This window comes from Methylobacterium sp. 17Sr1-1 (genome assembly GCF_003173775.1).
Taxonomy (GTDB): Bacteria; Pseudomonadota; Alphaproteobacteria; order Rhizobiales; family Beijerinckiaceae; genus Methylobacterium.
In genome coordinates this window covers 3703689-3717430 of sequence record NZ_CP029552.1, presented here as the reverse complement: position 1 = coordinate 3717430, position 13742 = coordinate 3703689, and the positions used below count along the sequence as shown (strand labels likewise).

15 protein-coding genes are annotated in these 13742 nt (G+C 69.9%); 7 read left to right on the top strand and 8 right to left on the bottom strand.

Translation table 11 applies throughout. The annotated features are described in order from the left end of the window. Window positions 1–100: 100 nt before the first annotated feature. Window positions 101–397 carry a hypothetical protein gene (locus DK412_RS16730; RefSeq protein ID WP_109972860.1) on the top strand — a complete coding sequence of 99 codons (297 nt, stop codon included), beginning with the start codon at window positions 101–103 and terminating at the stop codon, window positions 395–397. 280 nt (window positions 398–677) lie between these two features. Here the strand turns inward: DK412_RS16730 and DK412_RS16725 are convergent, their stop codons facing one another. Continuing rightward, on the bottom strand, window positions 678–1295 hold the full coding sequence (locus DK412_RS16725; RefSeq protein ID WP_109972859.1) for an FMN-dependent NADH-azoreductase: 618 nt from the start codon (window positions 1293–1295) through the stop codon (window positions 678–680). Window positions 1296–1383: 88 nt separating this feature from the next. Here DK412_RS16725 and DK412_RS16720 point away from each other — a divergent pair, with 88 nt between their 5' ends. From DK412_RS16720 to DK412_RS16705, 4 genes are all read left to right on the top strand, one after another. Then, window positions 1384–1764, top strand: coding sequence for a helix-turn-helix domain-containing protein (locus tag DK412_RS16720; RefSeq protein WP_109972858.1), 381 nt, complete (start codon window positions 1384–1386; stop codon window positions 1762–1764). A 419-nt stretch (window positions 1765–2183) separates the two neighbouring features. Continuing rightward, window positions 2184–4331: a sodium-translocating pyrophosphatase gene (locus DK412_RS16715; RefSeq protein ID WP_109972857.1), complete on the top strand. Its 2148-nt coding sequence runs from the start codon at window positions 2184–2186 to the stop codon at window positions 4329–4331. A gap of 99 nt (window positions 4332–4430) precedes the next feature. Continuing rightward, a complete protein-coding gene (locus DK412_RS16710; RefSeq protein WP_109972856.1) occupies window positions 4431–4661 on the top strand; it encodes a type II toxin-antitoxin system HicA family toxin in 231 nt (76 codons plus the stop codon). Further along, on the top strand, window positions 4658–4987 hold the full coding sequence (locus DK412_RS16705; protein ID WP_109972855.1) for a type II toxin-antitoxin system HicB family antitoxin: 330 nt from the start codon (window positions 4658–4660) through the stop codon (window positions 4985–4987). Before DK412_RS16710 ends, DK412_RS16705 begins: the two co-directional genes overlap by 4 nt. Window positions 4988–5048: 61 nt before the next feature. On the opposite strand, the gene DK412_RS16700 is transcribed toward DK412_RS16705, so the two are convergent. Next, window positions 5049–5804, bottom strand: a complete 756-nt coding sequence (locus tag DK412_RS16700; RefSeq protein ID WP_109972854.1) for an SDR family oxidoreductase — start codon at window positions 5802–5804, stop codon at window positions 5049–5051. Between the two features lie 98 nt (window positions 5805–5902). Between DK412_RS16700 and DK412_RS16695 the strand changes: the two genes are divergently transcribed. Continuing rightward, window positions 5903–6814, top strand: coding sequence for a LysR family transcriptional regulator (locus DK412_RS16695; RefSeq protein ID WP_109972853.1), 912 nt, complete (start codon window positions 5903–5905; stop codon window positions 6812–6814). Window positions 6815–6826: 12 nt separating this feature from the next. Here the strand turns inward: DK412_RS16695 and DK412_RS16690 are convergent, their stop codons facing one another. The 4 genes from DK412_RS16690 to glyA all read right to left on the bottom strand — a co-directional run bounded on the left by DK412_RS16690 (window position 6827) and on the right by glyA (window position 10544). Beyond that, window positions 6827–7471: a riboflavin synthase gene (locus tag DK412_RS16690; protein ID WP_109972852.1), complete on the bottom strand. Its 645-nt coding sequence runs from the start codon at window positions 7469–7471 to the stop codon at window positions 6827–6829. Beyond that, entirely contained in the window at window positions 7472–8557 is a 1086-nt protein-coding gene (gene ribD / locus DK412_RS16685; protein ID WP_109975316.1) for a bifunctional diaminohydroxyphosphoribosylaminopyrimidine deaminase/5-amino-6-(5-phosphoribosylamino)uracil reductase RibD, read from the bottom strand. It lies immediately after the preceding gene. A gap of 41 nt (window positions 8558–8598) precedes the next feature. Continuing rightward, window positions 8599–9129, bottom strand: a complete 531-nt coding sequence (nrdR, locus tag DK412_RS16680) for a transcriptional regulator NrdR (RefSeq protein ID WP_109972851.1) — start codon at window positions 9127–9129, stop codon at window positions 8599–8601. 113 nt (window positions 9130–9242) lie between these two features. Beyond that, window positions 9243–10544 carry a serine hydroxymethyltransferase gene (gene glyA / locus DK412_RS16675; protein ID WP_109972850.1) on the bottom strand — a complete coding sequence of 434 codons (1302 nt, stop codon included), beginning with the start codon at window positions 10542–10544 and terminating at the stop codon, window positions 9243–9245. Window positions 10545–11170: 626 nt separating this feature from the next. Between glyA and DK412_RS16670 the strand changes: the two genes are divergently transcribed. After that, entirely contained in the window at window positions 11171–11998 is an 828-nt protein-coding gene (locus tag DK412_RS16670; protein ID WP_109972849.1) for a porin family protein, read from the top strand. A gap of 42 nt (window positions 11999–12040) precedes the next feature. Here DK412_RS16670 and DK412_RS16665 read toward each other — a convergent pair whose 3' ends face one another. Together DK412_RS16665 and DK412_RS16660 are read right to left on the bottom strand one after the other, a co-directional pair. Next, window positions 12041–12253: a SlyX family protein gene (locus DK412_RS16665; protein ID WP_109972848.1), complete on the bottom strand. Its 213-nt coding sequence runs from the start codon at window positions 12251–12253 to the stop codon at window positions 12041–12043. A 77-nt stretch (window positions 12254–12330) separates the two neighbouring features. Continuing rightward, entirely contained in the window at window positions 12331–13620 is a 1290-nt protein-coding gene (locus DK412_RS16660) for a L,D-transpeptidase family protein (protein ID WP_109972847.1), read from the bottom strand. Between the last annotated feature and the right edge of the window lie 122 nt (window positions 13621–13742).

Here is a 13742-nt window from a genome sequence, read left to right as displayed (position 1 = left end):
CGCGATGACGGGGCGCGGCCGTTCTGACGCCGCGGCATGCAAGCCCCGCGCAACCCCGCGGATGCACCCTCCGGCGCTCCCGACAGGAGGTACCCGAGCCATGGGCGGAGACGCGCGGACGGAGGAGCAGGCGGCCGAGCGCCTGGCGCATCATCTCCTCCGGGAAGCCTATGGCGATCTCGCCGCGGTGCTCCTGAGCGCCAATGCCAAGGCGGCCGAGAGCCTGTTCTACGCCATCGAGAAGCGCAGCGCGGACGCGCTCCGGACGTTCGTCGCGGAGAAGAGCGAAGGGGCCGCCTCGACCCGCATCGCCCGCGCCGCCGGCGGCGAGCTCGACGCGCTGTTTCAGGCCGCGCACGGCCGCACCGGCATTCCGGCCTCGCGGCGGGTGGCCTGAACGGCCTGGGAGAGGTGTCGGCGCGTCTCTCGCCGGCTCCCGCCCCCTGCCCCGACGCCTGCGACGGGCCGGCCCCGACGGGGGAGCCTCCCGACGGCTCTCGGCTCGCAAGCCCGGCCTCTCGGGTCGAAACTCATCAGCGTGACCGCGAGAAAGGCCGGCGGGGGTGGGTAGCGGCCGTTCGCAGCGTGAGAGCCTTGCGTCTGACGGGCGGACCCAAGCGGACGATCCGGCCATCCTGGCGAGGTCCCTCCGGCGGGTCGGACTTGCAGTCCGCGCGTCAGGCCGCGAGTTGCTGGACTGCGTCCCGGGCTGAGGCGAGCGCCTTCGCCTTGTTGTGGTCGCCTCCTGCAAGCCCCTCGGCTAAGATGAATTCCGGCTGCGTGATGCCCATGAAGCCGAAGACAGACCGCAGATAGCTCTCGGCATGCTCGGCCGACGCCGCCGCGCTTTCAGGACCATAGAAGCCACCCCGAGCCACGGCAACGATCACGCGCTTGCCACCGGCCAAGCCCTCCGGCCCGTTCGCGCCGTAGTGGAAGGTCTTGCCCGGCACGGCGAGGCGATCAATCCACGCCTTGAGCTGAGACGGGATGGTGAAGTTGTACATAGGCGCGCCAATGACGACCACATCGGCGGCGAGGAACTCTTCCAGCATCCTGTCGCTGGCGTCGCGGGCAGCCTGCGCGACCGCATCGAGCGGCCCTGCGATGGCGGAGACCGGGTGCGCGCTCGGCAGGGTCGCTGGCGTGAGATGCGGCAGGTTCTCGGCGACGAGATCGCGGTAGGTGACCTCGACCTGAGCAACCTTGGCAAGCCGTTCGACGATGAGGGCGGACAGATCGCGCGAGACCGATCCGCCGGCGAGGATGCTGGCGTCGATGTGCAAGAGTTTCATTGGAGAACCAAGTTCCGTTATGTGACCGGGTCATGATATGGTCCCGGTTGAAGCCCGCAAGACGGCACATGAATGATACCGAGGTAACATGGATGTAACCGCTCCTTACCCGCATTCATCGACCGAATGCATAAAAGCTTCTCACGTTCTTTCGCGTATCGGCGACAAATGGAGCGTACTAGTAATTATGCTTCTGCGCCAGAAATCGTGCCGATTTAGCGAATTGAAGCGAGGCATCAGCGGAATCTCGCAGAGAATGCTGACTTTGACATTAAGAAATCTTGAGAGAGATGGGATTGTGCGCCGAACGGTCACGCCCTCCATCCCTCCCCGGGTGGATTACGAACTCACCCAGATGGGCCACTCCCTCGCTGAGCCGGTCCAAGCGCTCGGCAGCTGGGCTTTCCGACACTTGGCGCAGATCGATGCCGCACAGGCTCGTTACGATGCCCAGGTCGATGCGCACTGAGCGCAGGGTGTGACTGCACAAGAGGGTTGACTGACATCCAGGCCAAGTCGCCCGCCTTCCGGCCGCTTCGGTCATGGCGACGCGCCGGCAGGAGGCTCCGAAAGGGGTCGCACGCAGCCCCCCAAGGTCAAGCCGATAAGGTTTCGACCCCGGCCTGCCGTCATGTCCCGGACCACCCGTGATCGCGCAGTGCTCCGGGCATGGTCCGAAGACGCAAAGGCCGGCGCCGAAAGTCTCAGGCGGATGAAGCTTGGGAGCGTTTGCGCTCGGGTGGGAAGTTTGGCACGACTAGGGGTGCGGATCCGCGCCGGTGCGCGGGCCCGCTCAACAGGGAGGGAGGCCCGCTTCGCGCGGATACGGCCGCTCGCCATCTCGGCCGTCCGACGTCGCGGGAATGCCCGACAATCAAGGACGGTAGAATGACCGCACTCCTGCTCATCATCGTGGGCGGCCTCTGCGCCATTGCCTACGGCATCGTCACCATCAACGACGTCATGCGGCGCGATGCCGGCACGCAGCGCATGCAGGAGATCGCCGGCGCGATCGCCGAGGGCGCCCAGGCTTACCTGCGCCGCCAATACGCGACGATCGGGGTCGTCGGCGTGGTGCTGTTCGGGCTCCTCGCCTGGCTCCTCGGCCTCAAGGTCGCGATCGGCTTCCTGATCGGCGCGGTCCTGTCGGGCGTCGCCGGCTTCATCGGCATGAACGTCTCGGTCCGGGCCAACGTGCGCACCGCCCAGGCCGCGGCGCAGTCGCTCGGCGCCGGCCTCTCGGTGGCGTTCAAGTCGGGCGCCGTCACCGGCATGCTGGTGGCCGGCCTCGCGCTCCTCGGCGTGGCGCTCTACTACACCTATCTCACCCGCTTCGCCGGCCTGAACCCGTCGAGCCGCGAGGTGATCGACGCCCTCGTGGCCCTCGGCTTCGGCGCCTCCCTGATCTCGATCTTCGCCCGCCTCGGCGGCGGCATCTTCACCAAGGGCGCCGATGTCGGCGGCGACCTCGTCGGCAAGGTCGAGGCCGGCATTCCCGAGGACGATCCGCGCAATCCCGCCACCATCGCGGACAATGTCGGCGACAATGTCGGCGACTGCGCCGGCATGGCGGCCGACCTGTTCGAGACCTACGCGGTGACCCTCGTCGCCACGATGGTGCTGGCGGCGATCTTCTTCTCGGGCCAAGTCGATGTCGGCGGGCGCAACGTGCTCGAGACGATGCTGCTCTACCCGATGGCGATCGGGGCGGCCTGCATCGTGACCTCGATCATCGGCACGTTCTTCGTGCGGCTCGGCTCGAACCAGTCCATCATGGGAGCGCTCTACAAGGGGCTGATCGGCGCCGGCGCGCTCTCGATCGTGGCGATCGCCGGCCTCAACCTCGTGCTGTTCGGCGGCTTCTCGACCCGCTTCACCACCACCGGCGGCGACAGCTTCACCTCTCTCAGCCTGTTCCTGTGCGCGGTGGCCGGCCTCGTCATCACGGCGCTGATCGTCGTCATCACCGAGTACTACACCGGCACCCGCTACCGGCCGGTCAAGTCGATCGCCCATTCCTCGGTCACCGGCCACGGCACCAACGTGATCCAGGGCCTGGCGATCTCCCTCGAATCCACCGCCCTCCCGGCGATCGTGATCGTCGCCGGCATCATCGTCACCTACTCCCTCGCCGGCCTGTTCGGCATCGCCATCGCGGTCACCGCCATGCTGGCGCTCGCCGGCGTCGTCGTCGCCCTCGACGCCTTCGGGCCGGTCACCGACAATGCCGGCGGCATCGCCGAGATGGCGGGGCTGCCCAAGGAGGTGCGCAAGTCCACCGACGCGCTCGACGCCGTCGGCAACACCACCAAGGCGGTCACCAAGGGCTACGCCATCGGCTCGGCGGGCCTCGGCGCCCTGGTGCTCTTCGCCGCCTACACCTCGGACCTGAACTACTTCATCAAGAACGCCTCGGCGACCCAGTACCGGTTCTTCCAGGGAGTCACGGTCGATTTCTCGCTGCAGAACCCCTACGTGGTCGTCGGCCTGCTGCTCGGCGGCCTAATCCCGTACCTGTTCGGCGGCATCGCCATGACGGCGGTGGGCCGCGCCGCCGGGGCGGTGGTCGAGGAGGTCCGCCGCCAGTTCCGCGAGAAGCCCGGCATCATGCAGGGGACCGAGCGGCCCGATTACGGCCGCGCCGTCGACATGCTGACCCGGGCGGCGATCAAGGAGATGGTGGTGCCCTCGCTGCTGCCGGTGCTGTCGCCGGTGGTGCTGTTCTTCGTGATCCAGGCCATCGCCGGCAAGGGCCAGGCCTTCGCGGCGGTGGGTGCGATGCTCCTCGGCGTGATCCTCACAGGCCTCTACGTCGCGGTCTCGATGACGTCGGGCGGCGGCGCCTGGGACAACGCCAAGAAGTACATCGAGGACGGCCACCACGGCGGCAAGGGCTCCGACGCCCACAAGGCCGCGGTGACCGGCGACACCGTCGGCGATCCCTACAAGGACACCGCCGGCCCGGCGGTGAACCCGGCGATCAAGATCACCAACATCATCGCCCTGCTGCTGCTGGCGATTTTGGCGCATAGCTGACGGGAGGCGGCCGGGGGAATGCCCCCGGTCGCACCCGTCTTTGTTGGTTCATGAGCAACCCGATACGATAGGGCGCTCAGCGGGACACACCCGACCACGTTGCAGGCCGTCTTCGCCGATCCGGTGCGTGCCGACATCGTATGGCAGGATATCGAGGCGATGAGTCTCGCCCGCGGCGCTGAGGTGCAGGAAGGCCGCGGCTCGCGAGTTCGGGTTGCATTGTCGGGAGTCCACGCCGTGTTTCATCGTCCGCATCCGCAGAAGGAAACGGATCGCGGTGCCGTGAAATCCGTTCGCCGTTTCCTGATCGAAGCGGGTATCGCACCATGACCGTCATGCACCATGGCCCCTACCAAGCGATCGTCGAGTACGACGACGGGGCTGGGCTCTTTCATGGCGAAGTCGTCAATCTGCGCGACGTGATCACCTTCCAGGGAAGATCCGTCGACGAATTGAAACAAGCGCTCTCCGAGAGCATCGACGATTACATCGAATTCTGCCGCGCCCGGGGAGAAGAACCGGAGGAGCCGTTCTCCGGGCATCTCGTGGTGCGCGTCGATCCCAAAACCCACAAGGCGGCGGCCGATGCGGCGCAGCGTGCCGGGATCAGCTTGGAGACCTGGGTGGCGCGCGCACTCGATGCGGCAACGGCGTAAGTGACGTCTCAAGGCCGCCCGGCGAACCGAACGGCCCCGCCCCTGTCCGCGCCGCGGGCGATCACACCTGCGCCTGCCCGCCATCCACGAACAGCTCGATCCCGTTGACGAAGCTCGCATCGTCCGAGGCCAGGAACAGGGCTGCCTTGGCGATCTCGTCCGGCTCGCCGACCCGGCCCATGGGGATCTGCGCGGCGAGGTGATCCAGCAGGCCCTGCTGCTGGGCCGCATCCGGCCCGGCGAGGTCGACGAGGCCGGGCGTGCGGGTCGCGCCGGGGCTGAGCGTGTTCACCCGGATGGCGCGCCCCTTGAGGTCGAGGATCCAGTTGCGGGCGAGCGCCCGCACCGCCGCCTTCGAGGCGGCGTAGACGCTGAAGGCCTGCGTGCCTTCCGTGCCCGCCGTCGAGCCGGTGAGGATCACCGAGGCGCCGGGCGCGAGCAGCGGCAGCGCCTTCTGCACCGTGAACAGCACGCCCTTCACGTTGCGGCCGAACGTGTCGTCGAACTGCGCCTCCGTGATCTCCCCGAGCGGCAGCATCGAGCCGCCGCCGGCATTGGCGAACAGCACGTCGATGCGGCCGGCCTCCGCCCGCACCTGCGCGTAGAGCCGGTCGAGGTCGGCGAGCTTCGAGGCGTCGGCCTGCACGCCGGTGGCCGCGGGGCCGATCGCCGCGACGGCCGCGTCGAGCTCCGCCCGGCGCCGGCCGGCGACGAAGACCCGTGCGCCCTCCTGCGCGAACAGCCGGGCGGTCGCCAGACCGATGCCGCTGGTGCCGCCGGTCACCACGGCGACCTTGTCGGTGAGCTTGCCTGTCATGACCCTGTACTCCCGTTCGGGTGCGTGGGCAGGACCATGGACCGACGTTAGCTCTTGCGATACGGCAACACGCGCAAACCATCGTTGCAGATCTGTCGATGTCGAAGCTGCCGGATTTCGAGGGGCTCGCCCTCTTCGCCAAGGTCGCGGAGGAGCGCTCCTTCGCGGGCGCCGCCCGGGAAGCGGGCGTGTCGGTCGCCACCGTGTCCCGGGCCATCGGCCGGCTGGAGGCGCGCCTGGGCGGGCGGCTCGTCAACCGCAGCTCGCGCCGGCTGGCGCTGACCGCGCTGGGCGAGCAGGTGGTCGCGGGCGCCGCCCGGTCCTTCCGCGAGGCGCAAGACGCGGAGGATGCGGCGCGCGACCTGTCGCGCCGGCCGCGCGGCACGGTGCGGCTCGCGGTGCCGATGTCGTTCGGCCTGCGCTGGGTCGCGCCGCTGCTGCCGGACCTGCTGCGCCGCTACCCGGAGCTCGTCGTCGACCTGCACCTCTCGGACGCGACGGTCGACCTCATCGGCGAGGGGTTCGATGCAGGCTTGCGGATCGCGGCCCTGCCGGATTCGAGCCTCGTGGCGCGGCGGCTCCGGCCCGTCTCGGCCCTCGTCGTGGCGGCGCCCGCCTATCTGGCGCGCCACGGCCGGCCGGAGCATCCGAAGGACCTGAGGCCGGATCACTGCCTCGGCTACGCCTATCGCGCCCGGCAGGGCATCTGGCACTTCACCGGGCCGGAGGGCGCGCAGGCGAGCGTCGTTCCCGCCGGCCCCCTGCGGGTGACGAATGCCGACGCCCTGCTGCCGGTGCTGCTCGACGGGCTCGGCGTGGCCGAACTCCCGGACTTCATCGCCGCCGAATACCTCGCCGACGGGCGCCTGGAGACGTTGCTTCCGGGCTGGCACCTGCCGGGCGGCGCGCTCTCCTTCGTCACGCCGAGCGCGCAGGCGCGGCCAGCGAAGGTCGAGGCCCTGGCAGAGTTCTTCGCCGCGCGGCTCTCCGGCACGGGCTCAGGCGCATGAGGCAGGCGGCGGTCAGCCCAGTCCGACCGCGGCCCGTGCCTCCGTCAGCCGGGCCGCGTAGCGGGCGATCAGGTCGACCTCGAGGTTGAGCCTGTCCCCGACGCGGCGCTCGCCCCAGGTGGTGACGGCGAGGGTGTGGGGGATCAGCAGCACCGTGAAGGTGTCGCCCTCGACGCCGTTGACGGTGAGCGAGGTGCCGTCGAGGCAGACCGAGCCCTTCTCGGCGATGAACCGCGACAGGGCGGGCGGCGCCCGCAGCACGAAGCGCTCGCTCGGCGCCCAGACATCGCCGGCTTGGCCCGTCACCGGCTCGCGGGCGACGATCTCGGCCAGCCCGTCGACGTGGCCGGTGACGAGGTGGCCGCCGAGCTCGTCGCCGATCTTCAGCGAGCGCTCCAGGTTCACCCGGGTGCCGGGGGCCCACGTCCCGACCGTGGTGCGGGCCAGGGTCTCGGCGGCGGCATCGACCTCGAAGGTGCAGCCGCCCGCGCGCGGCGTCACCGTCACGGCGGTGAGGCAGGGGCCCGCGCAGGCGATCGAGGCGCCGATCAGGATGCCAGCGGGATCGTAGGCACAGTCGATGGCGATGCGCTTGAGCTTGGAATCGCCGGAGACCGCGGCGACGCGGCCGACATCCGAGACGAGGCCGGTGAACATCTACGGGCTCCGTACGTGGCAGGTGAAGAGATCGGTGCCGATCCGGACCTCCTCCGCAATCCTGAACTCTGCGGAGGCGAGGCGGGCGGCGAGGTGCGGGCCGACCGCCGGCAGGCCGGGCTGGCCGAGGACGCCGTCGCCGGTGACGAGCAGGCACTCGTCGACGAGGTCGTCGCGGGCGAGCGCGTCGGCGAGCGTCGGTCCGCCCTCCGAGCAGACCCGGGTCAGGCCGCGGGCGCCGAGGAAGCGCAGGGCGGCGGCCAGGTCGATGCGCCCGTCCGCCGTGACCGGCACCCGCTGCACCTCGGCGCCGGCAGCGCTCAAGGCGTCCGCTGCCTTGTCGGAGCCGTGCGGGCCGGCGAGGATCAGCGTCGGGACGGTGGCGCTGGTGCGCACCAGGCCGGCATTCGGCGGCGTACGCAGGCAGGGATCGAGGACGATCCGCAGCGGCGAGCGCGCCGCCATCCCGGGCAGGCGCACGGTGAGCTGGGGATCGTCGGCCAGCACCGTGCCGACGCCGACCATGATCGCGTCGCAATGCGCCCGCTGCAGGTGGATCTCGGCATTGGCCCGGGGCCCGCTGATCATCAGCCGCCCCTCCCCGCCCGCGGCGAAGCCGTCGGCGGTGCGGGCGAGCTTGAGGAAGACGGCCGGCCGCCCGCGGGTGATCCGGCTCACGTGCCCGCGCTGGTCGCGCGCGGCCTCCGCGCCGAGGAGCCCGACCGAGACGGCGATGCCGGCATCAGTCAGCCGCGCATGGCCGCGCCCGGCGACCCGCGGATCGGGATCGTCCATCGCGCTCACCACCCGGGCGACGCCGGACGCGATGGTGGCGTCGGCGCAAGGGCTGGTGCGGCCGTGATGCGAGCAGGGTTCGAGGGTCACGTAGAGGGTGGCGCCGCGGGCGGCCTCGCCGGCCGCCGCCAGGGCCACCCGCTCGGCATGCGGCCGGCCGCCGGGTTGGGTCACGCCCTGGGCCAGGATGCGCTCGGCGCCCGGCGGACCGCCGACCAGCACCGCGCCGACGGACGGGTTGGGCCAGGCCTGGCCGAGATGGCGCCGGCCGAGCGCCAGGGCGAGGCGCATGTAGCGCCGGTCGACCTCGTCCTGGGTGAAATCCCGGGCGCTCACGACGCGCGGCTCCGCGGCCGCCGGGCCGGCGACGTCTCCTCCGGCGGGGCGGCCTCGTCGGCCGCCGCCTGGGCCGCGCCGGCGGCGAGGTGGCCGAGAAGCTCCTCGAAGTCGCGGGCCTCGCGGAAATTCTTGTAGACCGAGGCGAAGCGCACGTAGGCGACGTCGTCCAGGCCTTTCAGCCCCTCCATCACCGCCTCGCCGATCGCCTCGCTCGTCACCTCGGCCTCGCCGGTGCTCTCGAGCCGGCGGGTGATGCCGCTGACCAGCCGCTCGATCCGCTCCGCCTCGACCGGGCGCTTGCGCAAAGCGGTCTCGACCGAGCGCTGGAGCTTGTCGCGGTCGAACGGCACCTTGCGGCCCGAGCGCTTGACGACGACGAGCTCGCGCAGCTGCACCCGCTCGAAGGTGGTGAAGCGGCCGCCGCAATCCGAGCACGTGCGCCGGCGACGGATCGCCGAGCTGTCGTCGCTCGGCCGGGAATCCTTCACCTGCGTATCGAGGCCGCCGCAATAGGGGCACCGCATCGGCCGCCCGTTCCTCTGTATACGAAAAAGGGCCGGTCCCGTGCGGGACCGGCCCCGGAAGGGGCGTGTTCTAGAGTGCTCCCGGCGGATAGGAAAGCCGGGAGAGCGCCGGATCAGCCGTAGATCGGGAAGCGATCGGTGAGGGCATGCACCTCGCGCTTGGCAGCCTCCTCGGCGCCCGCATCCCCCGCCTCGCCAGCGCGGTGCAGGCCGTCGAGCACTTGCACGATCAGCTCGCCGACCTTCTTGAACTCGGCGACGCCGAAGCCGCGGGAGGTCGCGGCCGGGGTGCCGAGCCGGATGCCCGAGGTGATGGTCGGCTTCTGGGGATCGAACGGCACGCCGTTCTTGTTGCAGGTGATGCCGGCACGGGAGAGCGCGGCTTCCGCCGCCTTGCCGGTCAGCTCCTTGGCGCGCAGGTCCACCAGCATCAGGTGGTTGTCGGTGCCGCCGGACGTGATGTCGTAGCCGCCCGAGATGATGGTGTCGGCGAGCGCGCGGGCGTTCTCGACCACCTGGCGGGCATAGACCTTGAACTCCGGCCGCAGGGCCTCGCCGAAGGCCACCGCCTTGCCGGCGATGACGTGCATCAGCGGCCCGCCCTGGAGGCCGGGGAAGATCGCCGAGTTGAGCTTCTTCGCCAGCGCCTCGTCGTTGGTCAGGATCATGCCGCCGCGCGGGCCGCGCAGGGTCTTGTGGGTCGTGGTGGTGACGACGTGGGCGTGCGGGAACGGAGACGGGTGCGCGCCGCCCGCCACCAGGCCGGCGAAGTGCGCCATGTCGACGAAGAACACCGCGCCGACGCTGTCGGCGATCTCGCGGAACTTGGCGAAGTCCCAGTGGCGCGGATAGCCGGAGCCGCCCGCGATGATGACCTTCGGCCTGTGCTCCTGGGCCAGGCGCTCGACCTGCTCCATGTCGATGCGCTGGTCCTCGCGGCGCACGGTGTAGGAGACCGGCTTGAACCACTTGCCCGAGACGTTCGGGGGCGCGCCGTGGGTGAGATGGCCGCCCGCCGCGAGGTCGAGGCCGAGGAAGGTGTCGCCCGGCTGCATGGTGGCCATGAACACGGCCTGGTTCGCCTGCGAGCCGGAATTCGGCTGCACGTTGGCGAAGTCGCAGCCGAAGAGGCGCTTGGCGCGCTCGATGGCGAGGTTCTCGGCGATGTCGACGAACTCGCAGCCGCCGTAGTAGCGCCGGCCCGGATAGCCCTCGGCGTACTTGTTGGTCAGCACCGAGCCCTGCGCCTCGAGCACCGCGCGCGAGACGATGTTCTCCGAGGCGATCAGCTCGATCTCGTGCTGCTGGCGACCGAGTTCCTTGGCGACGGCGACGGCGAGTTCCGGATCGGCATCTTCCAGCGACGCGGAGAAGAACGAGTTGGACCGGGAAGTGGCGGCGGTGCCCACGCTCATGATGGCCTCGGGGTTCGTCGGGAGCCGCCCGGCCGGAGCGCCGGAGCGGAAGTCAATGATCGGGATCGGCCGGCTTCTACACGCGGGCGGCGCGAGAGTCCAAGCAGGAGTCCCGGGCCGGGACCCGGACCTTCCGTCGCGTCCGCATCCAGGCCCCGGACCTCGCATCGGGCCGATCGATGCCGGTGACCGGTCCCTCGGGGCCGATCCGCGCCCAGAGTGAATTTGAAATGCCCGGATGGAAACTCAAAAATATTGAAGACGCCCCCGATGAAAATTCACGCCCGGCCGGACGCCTCCCTGGCCCGATCCGGGACATGCCGTGCCGGTTCGGCCGATGGTCGTCGCGGGATCAGTCGCGCAGATCAGCGCCGGCGTCTCCGAACCGAGAACAGTCACTTCCAACAAGATCTGCGTTTTAATCCGCATTCACGGAAATTTTATCGACAGTCTTTCCCGTACGAAAATCCGTGTCGATCAGGACACTCGGCACGAGAAACGGAAGCGATACGAGTCATAAGCACGGCGGAAACACGGCACCGTGTCCCGGCGGTCCTTGGCAGCGCAAAGACGTGGCCGCACAGATCGTCCGCGTTTTGATCGCACGAGAGGGGAAACCGGGTTTCATGCTCAAGTCTTTGCTCACCGCCGGCACCGCCGTCGCCCTGTCCGTCGGCGCCGCGTCCGCCGCCGACCTTCCCCGGCGCGCCGCGCCGCCGCCGGTCTTCACGCCGGTGCCGGTCTTCACCTGGACCGGGGCCTATTTCGGCATCAACGCCGGCTACGCCTACACCGAGGCCGACCGGGTGAGCACCGTCGGCATCGGGGCGCTCCAGTCCAACGTCAATAACGGTCTGCGCCGGGCCAGCGTCCCCCTGGCGCAGGACGGCTTCACCGCCGGCGGCCAGGTCGGCTACAACTACCAGTTCACGCCCGGCTCCGGCATCGTCGTCGGCCTCGAGGCCGACGCCGCCTACACCGACCTGAACCGCCGCCGCACCGAATCGATCTTCCTGCCGGCGTTCAACCCGAACCAGCTGACCAACACCTACCGGGCCGATCTCAGCTTCCTCGGCACGGTGCGGGGCCGGATCGGCTACGCCTTCGACCGGTTCCTGGTCTACGGCACCGGCGGCTTCGCCTACGGCGACGTGACCCAGACGGTCGCCTTCCGGACCGGTGTGCCGCAGACGTATTTCGGCAGCCGCTCGCGGATCGAGACCGGCTACGCGTATGGCGGCGGCGTCGAGTACGCCATGCCGACCGACTCGTTCCTGAACTTCTTCAAGTCGAACGCCGTGACGGTGAAGGTCGAATACCTGCGCTACGACCTCGGCAGCCGCAATTTGCTGGTCGCCTCGACCGGCGGCCCGGGCGTCGGCTACCTCTCCCGCTTCCGCACCGAGGGCAGCCTGGTGCGCGCCGGCCTGAACTTCAAGTTCGGCACGTTCTGATCTCCGGACCGCCCCGGGCTCCACGGCCCGGGGCCATCGTGGTCAGTAATGCGGCGGCGGCGGCTCGTCGCCGGCCTCCGCCGGGCGCTCGGCCATCTCGCGCACCCGCTCGCGCAGGGCGGCGACGTGCCGCGTCAGGGCGTCGATGGCGCTCCACTGCTCGGTGACGATGCGGTTCAGATCCTCGATCGTGGCGTCCTGGTGGGCGATGCGGGCCTCCAGCGCGTCGAGGCGGGCTTCGGGATCGGGGGTCATGGCGGGGGTCCACTCACGCGAAAACGGCCCGGGCGCGAGGCCCGGGCCGTCGTCAGGTCGATGCGTCGGCGCGGCGATCAGTTGGTCTGGTCGTCGTCGGCGTCGGGGTTGAAGTTGCGCGGGCCGGCGGCGGCGGCGGCCATCGAGGCGGTCGGGGCGCCGGCGCCGTCGCGCTTGTAGATGTCGTCGCGGAACTGCACGAGGCCGTCCGGGGTCGACCACGCGGTGATGTAGGTCCAGTAGACCGGGATCGGCGCCAGCGGCCGGGCATCGACCCGCTGGCCGCCCTGGATGATCGCCTCGATCGTGTCCGGGTTGGCGTTCGGGGTGCCCTGCAGGATCCAGGACACGTAGTCGCGCACGTTCTGCACGCGCACGCAGCCCGACGAGACGAAGCGGAAATCGTCGCCGAAGATGCCCTTGGCCGGCGTGTCGTGCATGTACACGCCGTGCGGGTTCGGGATGTTGATCCGCACGAAGCCCATCGAGTTCAGGTCGACGCCCGGATCCTGGCGGAAGCGGTAGCGGGTCGCCTCGTCGGAATGCCAGTTGACCTGGGCCGGCGGGATCTCGCGGTCGCCGTTGAAGATGCGGATCTTGTTGTCCGTCAGGTAGGACGGATCCTTCTGCATCTTCGGGATCAGGTCCTTCTTGATGATCGAGGCCGGCACGGTCCAGTAGGGGTTGAAGTTCACCTCCTGGATCTTGGCGTTCATGATCGGCGACTGGCGGTCGATCTTGCCGACGCCGGCGGCGTGGCGGGTCGCGACGTGGTCGCCCTCGACCGTCTCGACGAGGGCCGCCGGGATGTTGACGATGACGTAGCGCTCGCCGAGGCTGCCCGAATAGGAGCGCAGCCGCACCGCGTTCAGCTCGAGCTGGCGCAGGCGCACGTCGGCCGGGACGTTCATCGCCTGCACGGTGGTGACGTTCATCGAACCGGTCTGGTTCAGGCCGTGGCGGGCCTGGAACCGGCGCACCCCGGCCTCGACGTAGGAATCATAGACCGGCGAGGAGCCGGCGGCCGGATCGAGGTCGCCCGACGCGATCAGGCGCTGGCGCAGGGACGTCACCGCCGGGCTCTTCGAGCCGACGCGCAGGCGCTCGGCGCCCGACACCGACTGCCAGCCGCCGCGGGCCACGATGTCGCGGTAGCGCTCGACCATCTGCTCGGTCGCCGCCAGGGTCTGGGGCGAGAGGATCGGCGTGTTGGAGCGCTGCACCCGCATCGTCGCGGCGGAATCGTAGTTCTGCGCCCACTCGGCCTGGGCCAGCGACCCGCCCCGGTCCTGCGCCACGGCCGGAAGGGCGGCCGCGGCCAGGAGAGCCAGGCCGAGCGAACCGGTGAGGGAAACGCGTGTCAGCATGGGAAATCTGCTCTCGAACCTGTGACGCGGGACGCTTGACGGCGGCAGACTTTCTGGCTGCCGTGTTGCGCCCCATTCTATGGCCCGTGACGGTGCCGGGATGCGGTTAAGACACTATGAGG